21 protein-coding genes are annotated in these 20119 nt (G+C 53.2%); 12 read left to right on the top strand and 9 right to left on the bottom strand.

Going from position 1 to position 20119, the window contains the following annotated elements; genetic code table 11:
• Positions 1-356: 356 nt before the first annotated feature.
• The 3 genes from A8990_RS10435 to A8990_RS10425 all read right to left on the bottom strand — a co-directional run bounded on the left by A8990_RS10435 (position 357) and on the right by A8990_RS10425 (position 3500).
• On the bottom strand, positions 357-1664 hold the full coding sequence (locus A8990_RS10435; protein ID WP_116188960.1) for an ABC transporter substrate-binding protein: 1308 nt from the start codon (positions 1662-1664) through the stop codon (positions 357-359).
• Between the two features lie 115 nt (positions 1665-1779).
• Positions 1780-2619, bottom strand: coding sequence for a carbohydrate ABC transporter permease (locus A8990_RS10430; RefSeq protein ID WP_116188959.1), 840 nt, complete (start codon positions 2617-2619; stop codon positions 1780-1782).
• Entirely contained in the window at positions 2619-3500 is an 882-nt protein-coding gene (locus A8990_RS10425) for a carbohydrate ABC transporter permease (protein WP_116188958.1), read from the bottom strand. Before A8990_RS10425 ends, A8990_RS10430 begins: the two co-directional genes overlap by 1 nt.
• Positions 3501-3707: 207 nt before the next feature.
• On the opposite strand from A8990_RS10425, the gene A8990_RS10420 reads away from it, so the two are divergent.
• From A8990_RS10420 to A8990_RS10385, 8 genes are all read left to right on the top strand, one after another.
• Positions 3708-5567: a sensor histidine kinase gene (locus tag A8990_RS10420; RefSeq protein ID WP_116188957.1), complete on the top strand. Its 1860-nt coding sequence runs from the start codon at positions 3708-3710 to the stop codon at positions 5565-5567.
• Positions 5564-7186, top strand: coding sequence for a response regulator (locus A8990_RS10415; RefSeq protein ID WP_116188956.1), 1623 nt, complete (start codon positions 5564-5566; stop codon positions 7184-7186). The genes A8990_RS10420 and A8990_RS10415 overlap by 4 nt, the downstream gene beginning before the upstream one ends.
• Positions 7187-7543: 357 nt before the next feature.
• Positions 7544-7837, top strand: coding sequence for a LiaF transmembrane domain-containing protein (locus A8990_RS10410; protein ID WP_116188955.1), 294 nt, complete (start codon positions 7544-7546; stop codon positions 7835-7837).
• A 55-nt stretch (positions 7838-7892) separates the two neighbouring features.
• Entirely contained in the window at positions 7893-8582 is a 690-nt protein-coding gene (locus A8990_RS10405) for a PspA/IM30 family protein (RefSeq protein WP_116188954.1), read from the top strand.
• Entirely contained in the window at positions 8582-9067 is a 486-nt protein-coding gene (locus A8990_RS10400; RefSeq protein ID WP_116188953.1) for a PspC domain-containing protein, read from the top strand. Before A8990_RS10405 ends, A8990_RS10400 begins: the two co-directional genes overlap by 1 nt.
• A 1-nt stretch (position 9068) precedes the next feature.
• Positions 9069-9785, top strand: coding sequence for a PspA/IM30 family protein (locus A8990_RS10395; RefSeq protein ID WP_116188952.1), 717 nt, complete (start codon positions 9069-9071; stop codon positions 9783-9785).
• 102 nt (positions 9786-9887) lie between these two features.
• Positions 9888-11036, top strand: coding sequence for a sensor histidine kinase (locus tag A8990_RS10390; RefSeq protein WP_220376801.1), 1149 nt, complete (start codon positions 9888-9890; stop codon positions 11034-11036).
• Positions 11036-11734, top strand: coding sequence for a response regulator (locus A8990_RS10385; RefSeq protein ID WP_281272497.1), 699 nt, complete (start codon positions 11036-11038; stop codon positions 11732-11734). Before A8990_RS10390 ends, A8990_RS10385 begins: the two co-directional genes overlap by 1 nt.
• A 174-nt stretch (positions 11735-11908) precedes the next feature.
• Here the strand turns inward: A8990_RS10385 and A8990_RS10380 are convergent, their stop codons facing one another.
• Complete coding sequence (locus A8990_RS10380; protein WP_116188951.1) at positions 11909-12655, bottom strand: helix-turn-helix transcriptional regulator; 747 nt, start codon at positions 12653-12655, stop codon at positions 11909-11911.
• A 65-nt stretch (positions 12656-12720) separates the two neighbouring features.
• Here A8990_RS10380 and A8990_RS10375 point away from each other — a divergent pair, with 65 nt between their 5' ends.
• The 3 genes from A8990_RS10375 to A8990_RS10370 are packed head-to-tail and all read left to right on the top strand — an operon-like array spanning position 12721 to position 14114.
• The gene (locus A8990_RS10375; RefSeq protein WP_220376800.1) at positions 12721-13494 is read left to right on the top strand and encodes an L-arabinose isomerase family protein; all 774 of its coding nucleotides are present in this window, start codon (positions 12721-12723) and stop codon (positions 13492-13494) included.
• Positions 13440-13772, top strand: coding sequence for a hypothetical protein (locus A8990_RS31815; protein ID WP_220376799.1), 333 nt, complete (start codon positions 13440-13442; stop codon positions 13770-13772). The genes A8990_RS10375 and A8990_RS31815 overlap by 55 nt, the downstream gene beginning before the upstream one ends.
• A gap of 24 nt (positions 13773-13796) precedes the next feature.
• A complete protein-coding gene (locus A8990_RS10370; RefSeq protein WP_116188950.1) occupies positions 13797-14114 on the top strand; it encodes an L-rhamnose mutarotase in 318 nt (105 codons plus the stop codon).
• A gap of 124 nt (positions 14115-14238) precedes the next feature.
• On the opposite strand, the gene mobB is transcribed toward A8990_RS10370, so the two are convergent.
• Positions 14239-14766, bottom strand: a complete 528-nt coding sequence (mobB, locus tag A8990_RS10365) for a molybdopterin-guanine dinucleotide biosynthesis protein B (protein WP_116188949.1) — start codon at positions 14764-14766, stop codon at positions 14239-14241.
• Positions 14767-14891: 125 nt separating this feature from the next.
• On the opposite strand from mobB, the gene A8990_RS10360 reads away from it, so the two are divergent.
• Positions 14892-16259 carry a molybdopterin molybdotransferase MoeA gene (locus A8990_RS10360; RefSeq protein WP_116188948.1) on the top strand — a complete coding sequence of 456 codons (1368 nt, stop codon included), beginning with the start codon at positions 14892-14894 and terminating at the stop codon, positions 16257-16259.
• 76 nt (positions 16260-16335) lie between these two features.
• Here A8990_RS10360 and A8990_RS10355 read toward each other — a convergent pair whose 3' ends face one another.
• Genes A8990_RS10355 through A8990_RS10340 form a run of 4 tightly spaced genes read right to left on the bottom strand, consistent with a single transcriptional unit; the run spans position 16336 to position 20107 of the window.
• Positions 16336-17265 (bottom strand): hypothetical protein, encoded by a 930-nt coding sequence (locus tag A8990_RS10355; RefSeq protein ID WP_116188947.1) that lies wholly within the window; start codon positions 17263-17265, stop codon positions 16336-16338.
• Positions 17258-18025, bottom strand: a complete 768-nt coding sequence (locus tag A8990_RS10350; protein ID WP_116188946.1) for a glycerophosphodiester phosphodiesterase — start codon at positions 18023-18025, stop codon at positions 17258-17260. The genes A8990_RS10355 and A8990_RS10350 overlap by 8 nt, the downstream gene beginning before the upstream one ends.
• Positions 18026-18044: 19 nt before the next feature.
• The gene (locus tag A8990_RS10345; protein ID WP_116188945.1) at positions 18045-18899 is read right to left on the bottom strand and encodes an ABC transporter permease; all 855 of its coding nucleotides are present in this window, start codon (positions 18897-18899) and stop codon (positions 18045-18047) included.
• Entirely contained in the window at positions 18896-20107 is a 1212-nt protein-coding gene (locus A8990_RS10340) for an extracellular solute-binding protein (RefSeq protein ID WP_116188944.1), read from the bottom strand. Before A8990_RS10340 ends, A8990_RS10345 begins: the two co-directional genes overlap by 4 nt.
• Positions 20108-20119 lie beyond the last annotated feature (12 nt).

The raw sequence follows: 20119 nt of genomic DNA, 5'->3' as shown, positions 1-20119 counted from the left end.
AGCAAACGATTCCGAGATCTCGATGGTTGGATAAGAAGAAGACTCCGGTCGGTACAGCTGCGAAGCTGGAGGAAGATAAGGAAACTTCATCGAGAGATGCGCAAACGAGGATGGGATAGAGAACTGCCGGGGTTACGAATGACCGCTTGGCGCAGCTCCTACTCGACGTATGCGCAGTATGCGATGCCAAACAAGTGGTTTGAAGAAATCGGTCTAAGTAGTTTGTCCTCGATCCAAAAAGACCTTCATCCCCAACGGGGATAATCATGGAGGAGCCGGATGCGATGACCCGCACGTCCGGATCTGTGAGAGGCCCATGCAATTGCGCATGGGCCTACTCGATTCATTTCAACATTTTATTTCTTCATCATGTCAGAAACTGTTTTGTCGAACTTCTCAAGAAGTTGATCTTTAGTGATGCTGCCGCCTTGGTATTCTTGCATTGCAGCACCGAAGCCTTGAGTTGTGCCGTCTGGGAAGCGATCCCAGTGCCAGCCAAGAGCTGTCGAGTTTTGATCTTTGATGGATGCTGCGATGGAGCCGATATCTTCTTTGGTAGCGTCGATGTTAGTCTCAGCAGGCATGAAGTGGAACTCTTTTGTCAGGTATTTCTTACCTGTGTCGGAGCTAACCATCCAGTCTAGGAACTTCTTCGCTCCCTCAGCATTTGCAGACTTGCTGTTAACGATCCAGTTGTTCGGTACGCCTACAAATACGTGACCTGGTTGGTCATCGATCGGAATAGGAAGAACACCAAGATTCAGGTTCGCATTTACTTTATCGATGTCGCCTTGTGTCCAGTTACCTTGTTGCATCATAGCTGCTTTACCAGCTGCGAAGCTTGCTACTTGAGTTGCATAGTCAGTAGTAAGCATGCCTTTTTGTGCATTCTTGAAGATCAGGTCAACGAGGTTAACCCATTTCTCGAAGATTGGGTTGCCTTTTGCAGTTACTTTGCCAGCTTTCCAGTCTTCAATGAACTTCGCTGGATCTGGTTGGTTAGCAAGTGCTACGTCAGCAAGGTGAATACCAAGCGACCACCACTCGTTAGTTGTTTCAAACGGTGTAATACCTGCAGCTTTCAGTTTCGCAACTGCGTCTGTCAACTCAGGAAGTGTCTTAGGCTCAGTTGTGATGCCCGCTTTTTGGAACAGGTCTTTGTTGTAGATCAAACCGAAGCCCTCAGTGTTCATTGGCATACCGTACAGTTTGCCGTCAACAGTTGTAGGAGCTTTCGTAGTCTCAAGCAGGTTGCCTACCCAAGGCTGATCGGAAAGATCAGTAGCACGGTCCATGTAAGGAACGAGCGAGGAGTAACCGCCGTTGTTGATGATTTCAGGCTCGGAACCAGAAGCAATCGCTGCTTTCAGAAGCGCGCCGTAGTCTTCACCGCCGCCATGCGTTTCGACTTCAACATGAACGCCTGTCTCTTTCTCATATTCAGCTGCCATTGCATTCAGTTGATCAGCGATCTCAACTTTGAATTGGAATACTTTAATCGGCTTCTTATCACCGGCATTGTTAGTACCTGCGTTCGAGCCTGCTTCTGTATTAGTTCCTGTGTTCCCTGCTGTGTTGTTGTTTGTGTTGTTTGACGATCCGCAGCCTGATGCAAGTAATGCAACGAGCGCAGAAGTCATGACTAGAGCGGAAACTCTTTTCATGTGTCTAAATACCCCTTCCAAGTTGTCTGTTTTGTAAATGCTTACATTCTCATTGTAGGTATAATCCTATATTTCTCACACCGATTGCATTGAACAAAAAGGTGGAACATATTGATTACCCTTTCACTGAGCCTGCAGTAATACCTTCGACGATGTACTTCTGTAAAAAGAGGAAGAACACGATAATTGGTGCGATACCGATGGCAAGTCCAGGTAGGGCAAGATCCCATTTCTTCGTATAAGCACCGAAGAACTTCGTAATGCCAAGCGGAATTGTCGTTAAGTCTTTGTTACCGCCGATAACGAGTACAGGCAGCAAGTAGTCATTCCAAATCCATAATGTATTCAGAATGATGACAGTCACCATAATTGGTGTCAGAAGTGGGAAGACGATTTTGAAGTACACGCCATAAGGTGTGCATCCGTCAACGACTGCCGCTTCTTCGACTTCAAGCGGAACGCTCTTGATGAAGCCGTGGAACAAGAACATGGACAGTGCCAAACCGAAGCCGAAGTAACAAATGATAATTCCGTACAGGTGGCCGCGAAGCTCAAGCAAGGACGTAATACGAACGAGCTGAAGCATGACGGACTGGAACGGAATGATCATCGAAGCGACGAGCGCCGTGAACAGGATCTTGTTAAAAACGGTCGGCTTACGAACGAGGCGGTATGCCATCATGGAGCTGATCAGCACGATACCGCAAACGCTGAACACCGTAATAAGCAGTGAATTCATGAAGACATGCGGGAAATCAAGCTGCTCCCACACCTTCTTGTAGTTATCCCAATGATAAGTGGATGGCCATTTGGCCGCGTTAAGCAAAATTTCCCCTAGTGTCTTCACCGAGTTCGAAATGACGAAGTAAAACGGCGACAAGAAGATTAGGCCGAGCAAGACTGCGGCAATCTCCATAACCAGTAGCGGGAAGGAATAATTGGCTTTGCGCTCCATTATGCTTCCACCTCCCGGCGTTTCGTAAACCAAACTTGCGTTACGGTAATAAGTGATACGGCAAAGAAGAAGAGCATGGCTTTCATTGTGCCTAGACCGTAACGGTTATTGTTCAGTGCTTCGGCATATACGTTGAATGCGAGCGATTGAGTCGATGTACCTGGACCGCCTTTTGTAAGGGACAGGTTGAGATCGAACATTTTGAATGCATTCGATGTCGTCAAGAACAAGCAGATTGTAATCGCCGGCATGATGAGCGGAACGACTACGTTCCAAAGCAGCTGGAAGGAGTTCGCTCCGTCAATGCGTGCTGCTTCTTCAAGATCCTTCGGCATGCCAGCAAGTGCTGCGATGTAGATAACCATCATATATCCAGCAGTTTGCCAAATAAAGACGATGACTATTCCCCAGAAGCCAGTTGTCGGTGTACCGAGCCAAGGCAAGTTGAAGAACGGAAGGTTCGTTAATTCGCCAATCGTTGTGAAGCCCTTCGTGAAAATGAACTGCCAAATGAAACCGAGCAGGATTCCTCCGATAACGTTCGGCAGGAAGAAGACAGTCCGCAGAAAATTACGGGTTTTCAGCGGTCTGGACAGCACAAGCGCAAGCAAGAAAGCGAGCACGTTGGCGCCGATAACGGTCACCACTGTAAATTTGAGCGTGAAGCCAAGCGAGTGCCAGAAGTTTGTATCTGATGCGATCAGATGCAAGTTGTGAAGACCCGTCCAATTTGCTTTGTTCATATCGAGTCCGTTCCAGTCGGTAAAGGAATAATAGAAGCCGAGCAAAAACGGGATAAACACGACAGCCAGGAAGAACAGCAAGCCAGGTCCAACAAATACGATTTGCTGCATCCATTCGCTAAGCCGGTTGTTTTTCATAGATGGAGTCGCTCCTCTCTCTAGATGTGAGTTTTTGCGTGATCTTTTGGTACGCTAGGGAACAGTATATAGCACCCCCACTTGCCAGAAAACCGAAGATCGTGAAGAGTAGGGTGGAATATATTGACCTGCCTGTTACAATAATTAGTGATGGCGGACAAGCTTTGCCGCCGCTATCGTTAAGCAGCTTACGGAGGCGACACAACTATGATTCGAAACAGCATTCGCAAGAAGCTCATCTTCTTCTTGCTCGCTGCGACAATAATCCCGATCGGCGCATCAATCGCGGTATCCAACCTGTACACGAAGCGTTCAGTGACGGATGCGACGATTGATGAAAACTCCAGCCGTTTGGAGCTCGGGAAGAACAATATCGTGAGTTACTTCAACACGATCAACCAGCTGTCATTGTCCGTGTACGGCGGCATCAATGCAGCAGATTCCCTCTACACGTACCTGGAGAAGACCACGACTAAGCCTGTGAGCAGCAACGTGATTGCAACAAGCCATGATCTGGTTTATCTGCACCTGTTTAGTTTGTCACAAGCGAGCAAAGATATTTATCAATTGCACCTGTTTATTCCGAGCGGAAGCCAGTCCAATCTTTGGATAAATGGTTTTTTCCGTCGTGAAAACAACCCGGACTATAAGGTACCGCTGGATCGCAACGGTGAAGCGAACGCCTTCATTGAGCCGACCCATATAAATACGCAGTACGGAATGAAGTTCTCGCTGCCCGAGTCGAAAACGATCAAGGAACCGGTCATCACGCTGCACCGGCCGATCTACATGACGCCGACGAAAGTCGTTATCGCCATGCTATCCATCGACCTGAAGATGGACAGCTTCAATCGGATCTGTGAGCAGCTGTACAACTTGAATGGGCGTGAGCGTCTGGCCATTACGGATGATGCAGGCAGCTACTTGTATTCATCTAAACCTGCGGATTATGGCACCAAGCTGAACCAGAACTGGTCTGCGAGGCTGGCGAAAACGAAGGGGAGCGGGCATTTTATATGGAAGGACGAAAGCTTCTCGGGGATCATTTTCTACGACCATCTCGACACGCCTTATATGAAAGCGACAATTATTAAGCAAATTCCGTATTCGGATCTGTACAGTACGGCAACAACGCTTACGCGCATCAATACGCTTATTGCAGCAGGCTTCTTGCTCATTGCGCTGATTGGTACGGTCTTCATCTCGTTCACGCTGACCGAGCCGATTAAACGATTGATTGGATATATGAACAAGGTGCAGACAGGCAATCTGACGGTCCCAATCGAGATTCGCAATACTGACGAGATCGGTCTGCTTGCGAAGCGAATGCAAAGTATGATGGAAACGATCGATCAGCTCATTCTGCAAGAGTACCGGCTGGAGCTTGCGAATAAGACCAATCAACTGAAGGCGCTGCAAGCTCAAATCAACCCGCACTTCTTATATAATGCGATGCAGTCGATCGGTACACAGGCGCTTCAAGGCAACGCGCATAAAACCTACAGCCTCATTACTCTGTTGGCCAAGATGATGCGTTACAGCATGACGACCGAAGAGACGGAAGTGCGGCTTGAGCGGGAAGTCCAGCATGTGCTGGCGTATCTGGACTTGCAGAAGGAACGATTCGGCGACCAGTTAAACGTCGAAACGTCTTTCGCGCCGGAGACGATGAACATCGTGGTTCCGAAAATGCTGCTGCAGCCGATTGTCGAAAATTATTTCAAGCATGGATACACGGGCGGCGTGCAAACTGGAGAAATCAAGATTACGAGCGCGATCCAAGAGGACATGCTCGTGCTTGAAGTGATGGACAACGGCAGAGGCATCGAGAGCGATGTGCTGGCGCAGCTTGTAGAGAAACTGACGGGCGAGCAGGATGTAATGATTGCGGAGGAGCCGGAAGGCTCTATAATAGATAAGTCTGCAAGCATCGGACTGATGAACGTAATTGCGAGGCTAAGGCTATATAACGGCCAAGATGCCCAAATTATACTGAACAACCGGGAGCCGGCTGGCTTGTCCGTTACTGTACTCATTCCGCTGCAGAGAGGAGGAACCGAACAATGAAAGCGTTAATTGTAGATGATGAGAAGCATGTTCGCGATGCGATCAAACTGCTGGTGCCGTGGGCGGAGCTCGGCATTACGGCGCTCCTTGAGGCGGCTGACGGTCAAAGTGCGAAAGAGATGATTGAACGGGAGAAGCCGGAGCTTATCTTCACGGATATGATGATGCCGGTTATGAACGGAGTCGATCTGCTGCGATGGATTCATAATGAGGATCTGACGAGCAAGACGATCGTCATTAGCGGTTATGATGATTTTCATCTGGCGCGCGAGACGATTCGTTTCGGCGGCCTTGACTATATATTGAAGCCAATTGAACCGGACCAGCTGATCAAGGCTGTAAGACACGCAACGGAGACATGGTGCCGTGAAAATCAAGACCGGAAGCTATCGCAAAATCGCGTGATGGAGCTGAACCAGCTCAAGCCGGTGTACTGGGACAAGGTGTTCTCGCAGATGATCGAGGAGCCGCAGTCGTATTACTCGCAAGCGGAGCTGCTTCAACAGGAATTTGGCTTGCCGGTCGGCACGGACCGAGTACGGGTTGCGGTGCTATCCTTCGAAGGCATCAATCCGGTGAGCTTGCGTTCGTTCTCGTCGGATGAGGATTTGTTCTATTTTACGATGATGAATATCAGTAACGAGATTGTGCAGGAGGCACGCCAAGGCTACGCGTTCTCTTATTGGAATCAGCGGCGGGAAATCGTCGTGCTGCTGTGGGACAGACTGGAGGAGGCCGCGCACAGCTTGAACCGGATGCAGGAAGGCTTCAAGCGTACGCTTCGGACGTGGTTCCACTTCGGACTTGGCGGCATTCATCCGTTCCCGTCGGGCTTAAAGGCTGCTTACCAAGAAGCGAGCGCGGCGCTGCATCACCGTAACTTGCTCGAAGCGGAACAGACGATCCACCTGTGCTCGGAGCAGGAATCGCGCGCCAGAATGCAGAACGTCCACCTCTCCGATCATTACGAGACGTTTCGGATCGCCTTTCATAGCGGACAGCCGCAGCGGATTCGCGAAGCGGTGGCCGAATGGGTGCGAGCGGCAGCCGGAACTGGACGAATAACGCCGGATATGCTGGAAATCTGGCGCAGCGAATACAGCGTGATGTGCTCGCAATGGTCGAAGTCGTGGCTCGAGGAGGCCAGCGATGCGCCGCCAGGACCGGCAATCGGCGAAGAGGTGTTCGCGCTTCGGTACGAAACGGACGGACGCTTCTCGCTCGAGAAGCTGGAGCAAGTACTGGCGGATGATCTTATCCGCTTCGAACAGTCGCTTCGCGAGCTGAAGCAGCAGACGGGCAATGTCATCTACGAGATCAAGAAATACGTCGAGACCCATTATCAACGGGAGATATCGCTGCAGGATATCGCGAACCATTTTTACTTGAGCCGGGAGTATATCTCGCGCAAGTTCAAGCAGGAGCTCGGCGAGAACTTATCGGAGTATATCGGCCGCATTCGGATCGCCAAGGCGCAGCGGCTGCTGGAGAATCCGAATATGCGCGTCGTTCAAATTGCGCAGATGGTCGGATATCAGGACGAGAAGTATTTTAGCAAAGTGTTCAAGAAGCTGACCGGCATGACGCCGAACGAGTATCGGAAGGGCCAACAGCTGTAAACGGGACATCTATGGAAGGGCGGAAGCGCGCTAATGGGCGTATTTCCGCCCTTTTTTGCTGGTTTTGGCCGGAAGGCGGACCAGGGTTACGCCTTAGGTACAGAGGGTCCCCCGCCTGAGGTCCAGTATGAAAAACCGCCCCCGGTCCGTTTTGAAGAGTTCCGAAAAAGCCTATTATGAATACATAAAGACGAATTGGTACGAACGGAAAAAACGAGAGTAGCAATTGCGTCAGCAAAGACGAATTGGTGCGCTAGTGAAAAGCGAGAGTAACAATTGCGTCAGTGCAACAAACGAAGAAACAAAACGTAAGGAAAGAACACAGTAGTTAAATAACGAAAGGCGGTGACTAAAACAATGAACGGAAGAAATGCACTGGGCGCTATTTTGGTCGTAATCGGCGCACTCATGGTTATGAAATTTGTCGGCATTCACCTTGGCTGGATCTTCTCGCTTCTGATGCCATTCATCCTGATCGGACTTGGCGCAGTCGGTATTCGCAACAACAGCAAAGTGATCGGCGGTATCATGATCGTCGTCGGCGCAATCATGCTGCTTGGCAAGCTGGCTGGACTGATCGGTCTGCTAATCGCAATCGGCGTTATCGTATGGGGCGTCTCCTTATTCAAGAATCGTCATAAACGTGTATAACAGGAATCATTGAACCAATCGACAACATCTACTTGGGAACAAAGGAGGCTAACCGATGAGCATCATGCGAAGAGTGCGGGATATGACAGTCGCAACGCTCAATGAGCGTCTGGAGAAAGCGGAAGATCCCGTCAAACTGATTGACCAGTTCCTCTGGTCGACAAGAGAAGAAATTATCGGGGCAGAGCGGCTGTATCAGCAATGTCTGACACATAGCAACCACTTGAAAGCACAGTGGCTGCAAGCGGAGCAGTTGAAAGAGAAGCGCGAGCAGCAAGCGATCATCGCCCTGAAAGCTGGCGAGGAGCATGTCGCACGTATTGCGCTGACCGAGAAAGCATCCAGCGAAGAGCGTGCCGCGCAATACCGCGAGCTGTACGAGCAAGCGCTGCAAGGCACGAACGAGCTCGAGCAGCAGCTCCGCGAGCTGCGCAGCGAGTACCAGACGGTGTACGACAAGCGCGAATACTTCTCTGCACGGATGGAGTCGCTTCGCCTGCAGCAGCGGATGAACGAGCGCTTCACTGGCGGCAGCGTGAATGGTCCAGGTCAGCAGCCGAGCGGCATGTTCCGCAAGCTGGAAGACCGCATTACCGACATGGAACTGGAGGCACGCAGCCTGCGTGACCTACGCAAAGCAGGCGGACAGCTGCTAAGTGAAGCAAGCTTCACACTGCAAAATACGATTGAGCGTGAGATGGAGCAATTGAAACGAAAATTACAGCAGGAAGGATGGAAGTCGTAATGAAGAAACTGTACCGGTCGCGCCGCGATAAGAAACTGTTTGGCTTATGCGGCGGCCTTGCCGAAATGCTGAATGTGGATGCGACATTGCTGCGGATTCTTCTGATCGTCATCACCGTCTTTACTAGCGGAGCTTTAATTCTGATCTATATCTTGGCCGGTCTAGTCGTTCCGAAAGACCCGTATCAATATGGGGGCTATGGGCAGGCCGGTCACAATGGAAATTGGAATAACGGCCATTTCGGAGGCGGACATGGTGGCCAAGGCGGTCATGGCTTCGGCGGTACTGGCGGCTTTGGCAGCGGCGGTCCTTACACGAACCCGCCTCAGCCGGGTCCGGGTACTGCTGGCTGGCAGCAGGCTCCGTCCCAAACGTCGGCTTCGAACATAGACGCGATGATGGATGATCTGGAGAAACGCGCACTGCGCAAAGAAATCGAAGAGCTTCGTGCTAAATTAGCGAAACATGAGAAGGGAGAGTTTTAACATGAGTATTTTTAAACGGATGAAGGATATGACGAAGGCGTCGGTGCATGAGCTGCTAGACCGTATGGAAGATCCGGTCGTCATGCTGAATCAATATTTGCGAGATATGGAGGCTGAAATCCATACGGCAGAAGTAACGGTTGCGAAGCAGATGGCTAGCGAGCGCCGCATGAAGCAGCGCCTTGAAGAAGCGGTACGCGGGGTAGCGGATCGTGAAGCGAAGGCTGAAGTAGCCCTTCGTGCGGGACAGGAAGAGCTTGCTCGCAAGCTGCTTGAGGAGAAAATCTTCTTCGATCAGAAGACGACAGAATATACGGAGATGCACCAAAGCGCGAAAGCGCAGGCGGATGAGCTGATGAACCAGCTGCACGGTATGAAGGACGAATACTACCAGCTTCGCAATAAGCGCAATGAGCTTGCAGCTCGCGCTCAAATGGCGAAAGCGAAGAAGCAAATGGCGCAAGTATCGGCTGTACACTCCATCGAGAGCGGTCATGCTTCCCGCGGCTTCAGCCGCATGGAAGAGAAGATCATGCAGATGGAAGCAGAAGCGGACGTGATGCGCGTACCTTACGGCGTATCGAATGCACAGCCGACGATCGGCGCAGTGGATACAGCGAAGCAGCTGCAAGTGGAAGAACAGCTTCAGCTTCTGAAGAACAAGCTGAACCCGCAAGCGGCAGCACCAGCAGCAATAGAAGAGCCGGCTGCTGAATAAAACAGGAATGAATCTGCAAAAGATGTAGCCATACTTGGTCGATGCCACTGCCGGCATCGACCTCTGGCTTGTTTGCAGGTTTACATAGTTAGGGGGAACAGCATGTCAGTGGAATCGTCTTCGCCGAAAATAAGCGCGGACAGCGGAGCTGGGGCTGGCACTGGAGCGGGATTAGCCAAGACAGATGGAGCCGATGGGACGACAGGAGCAGGAGCGGGAGATTACCCTGTGCAGCAGGTCCGAGCAGAAGGGCGCCGCTTCCCGGATTATTTGAAAAATACCGAGCCGCTGCCAAGCCAAACGGAGAAGCGCAAAAATGCTGCGGAGACGGTGCTGTGGCTGCTTGTGATTCTGGGACTCAGCGTGCTGCTGCTGCAAGGAACGGGTTATGTGAAGCTGTTCGCCTTGCAGAGCAAAGCCGCGCTTATTGGGCTCAGCGTTATCGCCTTGGCGCTTGCACTCGCTGCGTTGTACAGCTACTTGCAAGGAGTGAAGCTCCGCGCAGCGGTAGAGCGGCTGACCGATCAGCAGCGCCGCAAGCGTCAACGGGTGACGCTGATCTCGGGGGACGGCGAGGCGCAGGTGCCGCCGGAGTCGTTCACGGAAGAGGATGAAGCGTGGACCGAGCAGGTTCGGTTCTCGGCGGTTATCGAGGAGCGGCAGCGGCTTGCTCGCGAGCTGCATGATGCAGTCAGCCAGCAGTTGTTCGCGATATCCATGACGGCGACGGCGGTCAGCCGGACGATGGAGAAGGACTGGGAGCGGGCGAAGCGCCAAGTACAGCTCATTGAAGAGATGGCTTCTGTTGCCCAATCCGAGATGCGCGCCTTGCTGCTGCACCTTCGCCCTGTCCACCTCGACGGCAAAAATCTCGGGATGGCGCTGCGCGGCCTCGTCGATGAGCTGAAACAGAAGGTGCCGATGATCATTACGCTGGAAGCGGATCCGACGATCAAGCTTGCTACGGAAGCGGAGGATCATCTGTTCCGGATCGCGCAGGAGGCTTTGTCCAATTCGCTGCGTCATTCGAAGGCGGAGCATCTGAATATATTCCTGCAGCAGGCGGGGGCGCATGTCCGCTTAACGTTGCAGGATGACGGTCTTGGCTTTAACCTGGAAGAGAAGAAACAAACCTCGTACGGATTGCTCACGATGGAAGAGCGAGTGAATGTGCTGGGCGGATCGATGAAGCTTATTACATCGCCGGGCAACGGCGTGCTGATCGATATATGGGTGCCTGCGGGCTCTTGATGGAAGGGGAAAAAACGGAGATGGAAGCGATGGAACGTATGGACAGCTTGGAACAGCCAATTAAAGTGCTGCTCGTCGACGACCATGAGATGGTTCGCATCGGGCTCGCTGCAGTGCTCAACACAGAGGACGGCATCGAAGTTGTCGGTGAAGCGAGCAACGGGATGGAAGGCATCCGCCTTGCGCAAGCGTACCGTCCGGATGTCGTGCTGATGGACCTCGTGATGGAGGGCATGGACGGCGTTGAAACGACGCGCAAGCTGCTGGAGCTTTATCCAGATTGTAAAGTCATTGTATTAACGAGCTACCTCGACGACGGCAAAATGTATCCGGTCATCGAAGCGGGCGCATTCAGCTACCTGCTCAAGACGTCGCGCGCGACAGAGATCGCGGATGCGATTCGTGCTGCGGCTCGCGGCCAGTCGGTGCTGGAGTCGCAGGTTGCGGCGAAGATGATGAACCGTTTTCGCCAGCCGAAGGCCGAAACGGCGCAGAAGCTCCATGAGCAGCTGACGGACCGGGAGATGGATGTACTGAAATGCGTTGCGAAGGGCTTATCGAATCAGGAAATCGCGGAAGAGCTGTTCATCGGCATTAAAACCGTCAAATTCCATGTCACGAATATTTTCGCCAAGCTCGGTGTAGAGGATCGGACGCAAGCAGCGATCTATGCGCATAAGCATGGTGTGGCTGAGTAGGTTGGCAGAGTGTAAAACAAGGAGCGCCTAACGTCCAGAGCGTGAATAACAAGGCTGCGCTAAAGATCAAAGAGTGGAACAAGGCTGCGCCTAAAGCCTAAAGCCTAAAGCCTAAAGCCTAAAGCCTAAAGCTTAAAGCTTAAAGCTTAAAGCTTAAAGCTTAAAGCTTAAAGCTTAATGCGTGTTCCACTTCTTGCGAAAGGCAAAAGGCGTTATTCCTTCGCGGGCTTTGAACAGGTTGATGAATTGGCTCACATGGTCAATCCCGACCTCTTCGGCGATGGTCGCGATCGGCATGCCGGTGTACTTGAGCAGCTCCTTCGCCCGTACGATCCGCAGGTAGATCACATATTCGTTCGGCGACATGCCGACATGCTTCTTGAATTCTCGAATGAAATGATATTTGCTCACGGCAGCTCCCCGAGCCCAATCATCGAGCCTTATCCGCTCGGCGTAGCTGCGTTCCATCTCACGAATGGTCGTGGAGATGAAGGCAGGCACCGCGCTAGAAGTCGAGTCGCCGATATGAGCAGATACAATGAGTTCGGTAACGAGCTCGGTTAGCAGCTTGGCCCCGAGCAATTCCGTGTATGGCGTTGTCTGTTCATGCACATCTATCAAGCTTCGAAGAAGACCGAGTACGGGCGATTCTCGCTGCAGCCGCAGAAGAGGGTCGCCTTTTTTGGCATAGAGATCGTAATAATGACTGCTGGCGCCTCCGTAGAAATGAACCCACGCAAACTCCCAATGTCCACTCCGCAAAGTACGGTAGTGCTGATATTCCATACAATCGATGAAGAAGAGCGAGCCTGCGCCCAGCTTGTACGATTGCCCGCCATAATCCAGCACCCCTTCCCCTGACACGGTATAGACGACCAGATAAGAGGGGGAGATGCTGCCGTTCTGTAAAATAAGCCGCATCCGTCCAGAAGTATCCCGCCTCCTGCACGTACATCAGCGATGACCTTGCAGCTAGAATTGACGATGTGATAATTCGGACTGAATTATGCGACCAGCTATGCGATGCTCTCTCGGTATATTGCTGCGCCATGGGCCACTTCGCGCATGGAGCGAGAACGGAGTGGATTAAAGCGGCTGGCGTCATGCGGACGATGCGCCACGCGCGATTCGGTTTTCTGGGCAATACGTACAGCGGGATGCTCGATATGTATAGTGATTTTGCGATGGTGCAGTCACAGCTGGGGCTTCATATCGAGGTGCTGAAGATGTGCGATCTGGATCGTTTTCTGCAGGAGGTCACAGAGGAGGAGGTCGCGGCGAAGCTCGAGGAAGTGTACGAGATGTTCGAGGTTAGCGGCGATTCACCGTCCGATCCCATTGCCCCCAAGCCGACCGAGGAGCAGCTAGACTGGTCTGCGAGAGTTGCCGTGGCGCAGGAGAAGCTCGTCCGAGCTTACGATCTGGATGCGCTGACGTACTATTATCATGGGCAGAACGGGAACGACTACGAGAAGCTGCAATCCGGGTTCATCGTAGGGCATTCTCTCCTGACAGCGCGCGGTATCCCTTGCTCGGGTGAAGGTGACCTAAAGACGGCGATCGGGATGAAAATATGCGATATTCTCGGCACGGGCGGCAGTTTCTCTGAAATTGTCGTCGTGGATTATATGGATAAGACGATCCTGCTTGGACATGACGACCGTTCCATATCGCAATCGCGGAAGGGAAGCCGATCCTGCGGGGGATGGGGCTCTATCATGGCAAGAAGGGAACCGGTGTATCCGTTGAAGCGAAGGTGAAGCGGGGACCGATTACGACGCTTAACATGACCCAAACCGGCGATGGCCGGATGGGGATGATCATCAGCGAAGGCGAAGCGACGGACGGCGAAATTATGAAAATCGGCAATACGCAGACCCATGTGAAATTTGCACAGTATCCTGATGAGTATATGGAGCAATGGTTTGCTGAAGCACCGACGCATCATTGTGCGATTGCGGTTGGCAGCCAGGCGAGGCAGTTCAAGAAGGTAGCGGAGCTGCTGCAGATGCGTAATGTGACGCTTTGTAAAAACTAGTATCGGTGGGAGGTTGCGAAGAAGATGGAACGTGTTTCATTCGTTTTGCAAATTGACGAGAGCAATCGGGATGCTTATATAGAGCGGGATCAGAACGTGGACCCTGAGCTGTTGAAGGCGTTCGGCGAGGTTGGCATCAAGTCGTATAGTATCTTCATGGACGGCGGCAGGCTGTTCCGATATATGGAAGTCGAGAACTTCAATGAAGCGATGACTGCGCTGGGGGAGCATCCGGCAAATTTGCGGTGGCAGCAGTTTATGGAGGATTTGCTGGTGAAGCATCACGAGGGCGGGACGGTGAAGGTGATTCCGGAGGTGTTTTATTATTCGGGGGACTGCTAGTGCGGGGCGAGGCAGGACAAGGCAGGACAAGGCAGGACAAGGCAGGCAAAGTAAGGCGGGACGGGTGTCCCTTAGAAGGAAATTGAGGTACGAGGTGGCTGCTCCTGATGGAGCAGTCCCTTTGTTATTTGGAGAGAAAAGTGAGGATCCCGTTGTAGATGGCGTCGGTGTCGTTGATTGCGAAAGTCGGGGTGGCTTGCTGCACAGGAGCGGGAAATGACGGCCAAGTGGCGAGCATAGCGATGTTCGGCAGCTGGAGAAGGGGCTCGTCCTCAGGGTTGTGCAGAAGCACCAGCTTCGGGTAAGGCTCTTGCTTGAAGCCTTCGACAAGCACGATGTCGACATGCTGCATATGGGCAAGGAGCGCGGAGAGCGGCTCGGTCCGGTTGCTAATGATGGCGCTGCGGGATGCGGAGCTGATCGCGGTAATATCCGCGCAGGCTTCTTGATGCTGCCACGTGTCCGTGCCAGGCGTATCCATTGTGAACTCGTGTGCGTCATGCTTTGCTGTACCGACCGTGAAGCCAGCTTGTTTCAGCTTGCGGGTCAGCAGGGAGAGCAGCGTTGTTTTGCCGCTGTTCTTGTAGCCGACGATTTGGAGCACAAAAGGCTTCTGTTGCTGAGACGGGCTGGTGTAATGATCAGTGGACATGAAGTTGCTGCTCCTCTCGATCCGTTCCTATGATGCAATAAGTATAGCATAAGCTTGTGTTACGACTTGGCGCGTTTCTGTTACAATAGGGAAAATAGAGATGATTGATTTGGTGGACGGAGGGGATGGCTGTGCAACTGCAAGGAGAGGCAAGATTTAGCAGGCGCGCGGTCAAAGTGGACGAGGCGATCAGACTTGTCCTTGAAGCGGCCGCGCCGGGGCGGCAGGAGATCGTGCCGCTATGGGAAGCCGGGGGCCGCTATCTGGCGGAGCCGCTAGTTGCGACGGCAGATTGGCCGCCATTTGCGCGTTCCGGGCTGGATGGCTTCGCCGTCCGCAGCGCAGATACGGCGCTGGCGTCACCGAGTGAACCGGTGACGCTGCGCGTTGTGGCCACGGCCCGCGCGGGCGAGCTCGCCTCCGCGGCCGTGGAACCGGGCACCGCCGTCCGCATCATGACCGGCGGCGCGGTGCCCCCGGGGGCGGACGCCGTCGTCATGCTGGAGCAGACGGCGGACGCCCTTGTGGACGGGCGACCCGCGGTGCGCGTGAAACGCACCGCGGAGCCCGGGCAGAACATCGCCCCCCGCGGCGAAGAATTCCGCCGCGGAAGCGCGCTGGCGGAGCCCGGCACGAAGCTGCGGCCGGGCCACGTCGCTTTGCTCGGCACGTTTGGCTGCGCCGACGTGCCGGTGTTCGCGCGCCCGCGCGTAGCGGTGCTGGCAACCGGCACGGAGCTGCTGCCGGTTGAGGCGCCGCTTGTGCCGGGGCGCATCCGCGACAGCAACAGCGCGATGGTCGCCGCGCTCGTGCAGCAGAGCGGCGGCGTGCCGCTGCTGCTTGGCCGCGTGCCGGACGAGCCGGAGGCAGCGGCTCGTGCGATTGCGGCCGCGCTCGAGCAGAGCGACATCATCATCACCACCGGCGGCGTGTCGGTCGGTGATTATGATGTCATGGCGAGCCTGCTCGGCGGCTTGTCCGCCGCGACTAGCGCGCTTTCTGCGGCGAGTACCACCGCCTCGTCTACCGCGCCTAGCGCAAACGCCGTGCCAACTCCCGCCGCAGCCCTGCCCCCAAACAGCCGCCTCCTGTTCAACAAGGCGGCAATGCGTCCGGGCAGTCCGACCTCCGCGGCTATCGTCGGCGGCAAGCTGCTGCTCGCGCTGTCGGGCAACCCCGGCGCCTGCTTCGTCGGCTTCGAGCTGTTCGCGCGGCCAGCGCTGCGCCGGCTGCAAGGCGTCGCCGCAGCCGAGGCGATGCTGAAGCTGGCGACCGCGAAGCTCGCCGCTGGCTTCGCCAAAGGCAGCCCGCACGAGCGGTTCGTGCGGGCACGACTTCACACCGAAGGCGGCGTACTCTACGCCGATCCGCTGGCGTTCGCGAAGTCCAGCATGATGGCATCCATCCCAGATGCCGACTGCCTGATTCGGCTGAAGCCCGGCTCCCAAGGCGCTGAAGCAGGTGCAATCGTGGAGATTATTCTGCTGCAATAGTCAATGTGTTCCTCTTATAAAAATAAACAAACCCGCTCATCAGTCTCCGAGAGCGGGTTTTATTTTGAGCCTATCATTAAACCAAGCTTCCCCGCACAGCCGCCCCAAACCGCTCCGGCCATTCCATTTTCGGATGGAAATTGTAAGGAAGCCCTTCGGTGTAGAGAACTGCATTGACACATAACGACTTGAAGAACAGCGGCTTCATGTGCAAGAAGTTCAGCGGGTCGACAGGGACGGAGAAATCGATATAGTCCTCGAAGTTCCTATCAAACCGGTTAGGCCAATGCCGTTTCAATGGATGACCAGGGAGGCGTCCGCCTGCTCGCATGCTCTCGTAGGCGGTCTTCATCCACTCCATGATCGATTGATCAGTCAGCGGAATGCACATTTCCTCCCAGCCTTTCAGCAGCGAGCCATGCTTGCCCCATTCAACGCGGATAATCGGCCGGCCGCCGTTCTCGTGTGCTTCCGCAATTGCCGCTTCAGACGCAATGACTCTGCTGTGAAAGAACGAGAGGACACGCGTCACGGTTTCCGTCTGCGGATCATATTCCACCCAAATCTCTTCATGATCGCAAGGCTCGTAATCGTCTGGGAAGTCGTAGTCGTCTTCCCAGAACAAGTGATAGCCGATGAGCGGCTTCACCGGATGGTGCACGACTGCGACGTCTTTGAGCGGGAAATATTCCAGCGGGTTCGTCAGCAGCAGCGGGCAAAACTTGCGCATCAAGCTGATTTCATGATCGCTCGGCGCTTCCGGCGGGACGGCCTGCAGCAAGCGTCTGTAAGCTTCGCCTGCACGGCGCAAATTGCCGTCGAGGTGCAGAAACTCCGCATACCAGGCACTAAACTCGGGCCGCTCGGGACAAGTCTCTCCTAATAGCTGCAGAATCGGCAGGACTGCCTGAAAATAGCTGCTGTCCGCGGCTAATTCCCCATTCAGCAGTTTCTCGGATAGTGCTTCGCTGACCGTGCGGAATTCACCCGCGTAAATTTCAATCATATAGCGCTCCTAGCATACGTCGTTTAATATCTACGAGTGCTTGCAAATTGCGGGTCGTAATGGATGCAACGCCCCAATCAATGAATTTGTGCATTTGGTCTTCTTCATTAACGGTCCACACATACACCGGCAATTGAAGGGATGAGGCATAAGCGAGAAGCTCCTCGCGAACAAAATGATAATTGATATTGATGCCAACGCAGCCAGCAGCAAGCGCATCCCGGCAGATCTGATCCGCCGCGTGTTCATAAGGCATCGAACGGAACAGCTCCGTATCGACATTCAACAATTTTCGCAGCTCCGGATCTGTTTGCTGCACAAACATGGCCAACTCCAGTCCGCATCCGGAAAGGAAAGCTTGCTCCGTCATTTCTAGCTTTCGCAGCAGGGCAGACACAGGCGCAATGCATTCACTCGCCTTAATATCTAAATTCGCGATTTGGCCTGTAGGCCGTATCAACTGGAGCATGTCCTCGAGCTTACATATCCGGAACTCTCGGCTGCCAGCCCCGTGCGTACCTTGAAAGCTGAATGGGCTTAACTCGTCATAGTTCATACCGGAAACAGAGCATTCCACGCCTTCGTTCATCATTAAGAGATCGTCATGAGCCAGCACGAGAACGCCGTCTTTCGTTATCCGAATATCCTCTTCCACGATATCGGCTCCGATTTGCAGCGCCGTCATGATAGACGGCAGCGTATGATCAATCGTGTTCATGCTCCCGCTATGGGCAGTAATGAAGGGAAATCGTTTGGACATAGGGAATCAGCCTCTTTCATCAACCGAGTAATGCGTTCTTCACACTTTCTTCGGCGATCATGCTTCGAATGTAGAAGTAGCCTAGACCTGAACAAAGCAGGAACGTAAAGAAAGCAAGAGCCGCAGCTTGTTCTTTCTCATGGAATACACTGAACACTTGCTCCATGGACACGCCGAGCATCTGCGGCGCATTGGGGCCGAGCAGGAACGGAGCGGTGAAAGAACCGATAACGCCCATGAAGACAAAGGTTACAGCGACGAGCAACGTCTTGTACGTCATAGGCAGAATAAACCGGAAGAAGATTTGCAGCCTGCCGGCGCCGACATCCTTGGCACTCTCGACGATGGAGTTCGGAATAGCCGTCAGCGCGGAGCCAAGCAGCATCGTCGTGAACGGAATATTGAACCACAGACTTGCGATAATGATGCCTTTGATATCGAAAATAATGCGCGGCAGCTGCCCCATATGCGCGGCAAGCAGCAGCCGGTTCGCCCAGCCATGGTTGCCCAGCAGCTGAATTAATCCGTAGGTGGCGATTACGGACGGTATGAAGAGAGGGATCATATACAGCCGTTTGATCCACCGTACGGCCATCCCCTGGCTGAAGCGCATGAACGCCGCCAATGCATAGCTGATGATAAGCACAAGCACGCAAGAAATGACGGTCACTTCAAGGGTGAAAATAATGTTCGAGCGCATCAGCTTGTCGGTGAACAAATATTCGTAATTGGACAAATCATAGCCGCCGGACTTGTTCTTCAAGCTTTCTTTGAAGGATAGCACGATCGGCAGGACGACAATGACGAGCAGCACCAGGAAAGAGGGGGTTACGAGAAGTAATCCCAGAACCCCCATTTTCATTTTTTTGCTCATTGCGCAGCAACGTCGCTTTGCCAGCGTTTGTTGATATCATCGCCCAATTCGCCGATGTTGAAGGAACGGAAGCCTTCAGCTACGCCTTTGAACGAATCTTGAATGTCTTGCGGCATGTTGGAAAGCTCGATGCCTGGGAAGCCATGCATTTTGTTCACGACGACGGACTGCGCGTCAGGCGACATAACGTAATTCAAGAATTTATAGACGGCATCCTTCTTCTCGGAAAGCTTAGGTACCAGCAAATATGTTGGGCCGCCATTGAATCCGGGCGTCAGCTGTGTCATCTTCGTCGTTTCGGGCAGCAGTCCTTTTGAAACTTGTTCAAGCACCATGTCGGACCAAGCCGGGATCATGTCGACTTCGCCATTGGCGAGCAAATCAAGCGTGCCTTGGTTTTTCTTCGGATAAATACCGTTGCCGTATACGCTCTTGTTCAATTCTTTCAACAGCGCAAAACCTTGATCCCATTGCTTCTCAATGCTTGGATCGGACTCGTGAATCGCCGCCTCAGGAAGGGACTTGTAGATGGATGTCACAACGAAAGAATTGCCGGCCCCGCCTGTGGACGGGTCGTTATAAGCAAATTTGCCTGGGTTGCCTTTGATCCAATCGTAAAGAGCATCAAGCGTTGTCGGAGGCGTCTTTACTTTGTCGCTATTATAAGCGAGTACAACGGCAGACGAACGATAAGGAACGGCAAGGTTCGAGACATCTTTCATCGTTTGCGGATCGACGTTGCTCAGGTTTGCGATTTTATCCGTGCCGAGCGTTTCCCAGAGGTCGTCCTTCTGTCCTTGCGTAACAACGGACAAGCCATCTTCGTACAAGTCGATATCGCCTGAGCCTTTGCCCGCTTGCTTGGCAGCAAGAATACGATCGATCGTAGGCTGCGCGCCAGTGCCGGAAGGGATGTAAACCTCGTTCACTTTCACGTCAGGCGACTGTTTCTCGAATGCAGGAATGATCGTATCCCACAGTTCCTTTACGTTCTGCGAACCGGTGAAGTAGAAGTTGAATTCAACAGGCTTCGCGTTCGCGTTAGTCGCCGCTCCATTCGGTGAAGCATTCGTTGCCGTGCCCGCTGCCGAATTAGCCGCGGTATTGGCGGAGCTTTCATTGGTGCCCGATGAGCCGCATCCTGTAAGGATTAGCGCAGATGCAAGAGCAGTAGATAATAGCGATACAGTTGTTTTCTTTCTAAGCATGGTTTCTTCCTC

It is taken from the genome of Paenibacillus taihuensis (assembly GCF_003386535.1).
GTDB classification, from domain to species: domain Bacteria; phylum Bacillota; class Bacilli; order Paenibacillales; family Paenibacillaceae; genus Paenibacillus_Z; species Paenibacillus_Z taihuensis.
The sequence above is the reverse complement of the archived record's forward strand: the minus strand, read 5'-3'. Positions and strand labels throughout refer to the sequence as shown.

Excerpts from the sequence above, each read along its gene's own strand:
- A8990_RS10435 (WP_116188960.1), bottom strand. The coding sequence starts at position 1,664 with ATGAAAAGAGTTTCCGCTCTAGTCATGACTTCTGCGCTCGTTGCATTA.
- A8990_RS10430 (WP_116188959.1), bottom strand. The coding sequence starts at position 2,619 with ATGGAGCGCAAAGCCAATTATTCCTTCCCGCTACTGGTTATGGAGATT.
- A8990_RS10425 (WP_116188958.1), bottom strand. The coding sequence starts at position 3,500 with ATGAAAAACAACCGGCTTAGCGAATGGATGCAGCAAATCGTATTTGTT.
- A8990_RS10420 (WP_116188957.1), top strand. The coding sequence starts at position 3,708 with ATGATTCGAAACAGCATTCGCAAGAAGCTCATCTTCTTCTTGCTCGCT.
- A8990_RS10415 (WP_116188956.1), top strand. The coding sequence starts at position 5,564 with ATGAAAGCGTTAATTGTAGATGATGAGAAGCATGTTCGCGATGCGATC.
- A8990_RS10410 (WP_116188955.1), top strand. The coding sequence starts at position 7,544 with ATGAACGGAAGAAATGCACTGGGCGCTATTTTGGTCGTAATCGGCGCA.
- A8990_RS10405 (WP_116188954.1), top strand. The coding sequence starts at position 7,893 with ATGAGCATCATGCGAAGAGTGCGGGATATGACAGTCGCAACGCTCAAT.
- A8990_RS10400 (WP_116188953.1), top strand. The coding sequence starts at position 8,582 with ATGAAGAAACTGTACCGGTCGCGCCGCGATAAGAAACTGTTTGGCTTA.
- A8990_RS10395 (WP_116188952.1), top strand. The coding sequence starts at position 9,069 with ATGAGTATTTTTAAACGGATGAAGGATATGACGAAGGCGTCGGTGCAT.
- A8990_RS10390 (WP_220376801.1), top strand. The coding sequence starts at position 9,888 with ATGTCAGTGGAATCGTCTTCGCCGAAAATAAGCGCGGACAGCGGAGCT.
- A8990_RS10385 (WP_281272497.1), top strand. The coding sequence starts at position 11,036 with ATGGAAGGGGAAAAAACGGAGATGGAAGCGATGGAACGTATGGACAGC.
- A8990_RS10380 (WP_116188951.1), bottom strand. The coding sequence starts at position 12,655 with ATGCGGCTTATTTTACAGAACGGCAGCATCTCCCCCTCTTATCTGGTC.
- A8990_RS31815 (WP_220376799.1), top strand. The coding sequence starts at position 13,440 with ATGGGGCTCTATCATGGCAAGAAGGGAACCGGTGTATCCGTTGAAGCG.
- A8990_RS10370 (WP_116188950.1), top strand. The coding sequence starts at position 13,797 with ATGGAACGTGTTTCATTCGTTTTGCAAATTGACGAGAGCAATCGGGAT.
- mobB (WP_116188949.1), bottom strand. The coding sequence starts at position 14,766 with ATGTCCACTGATCATTACACCAGCCCGTCTCAGCAACAGAAGCCTTTT.
- A8990_RS10360 (WP_116188948.1), top strand. The coding sequence starts at position 14,892 with ATGGCTGTGCAACTGCAAGGAGAGGCAAGATTTAGCAGGCGCGCGGTC.
- A8990_RS10355 (WP_116188947.1), bottom strand. The coding sequence starts at position 17,265 with ATGATTGAAATTTACGCGGGTGAATTCCGCACGGTCAGCGAAGCACTA.
- A8990_RS10350 (WP_116188946.1), bottom strand. The coding sequence starts at position 18,025 with ATGTCCAAACGATTTCCCTTCATTACTGCCCATAGCGGGAGCATGAAC.
- A8990_RS10345 (WP_116188945.1), bottom strand. The coding sequence starts at position 18,899 with ATGAGCAAAAAAATGAAAATGGGGGTTCTGGGATTACTTCTCGTAACC.
- A8990_RS10340 (WP_116188944.1), bottom strand. The coding sequence starts at position 20,107 with ATGCTTAGAAAGAAAACAACTGTATCGCTATTATCTACTGCTCTTGCA.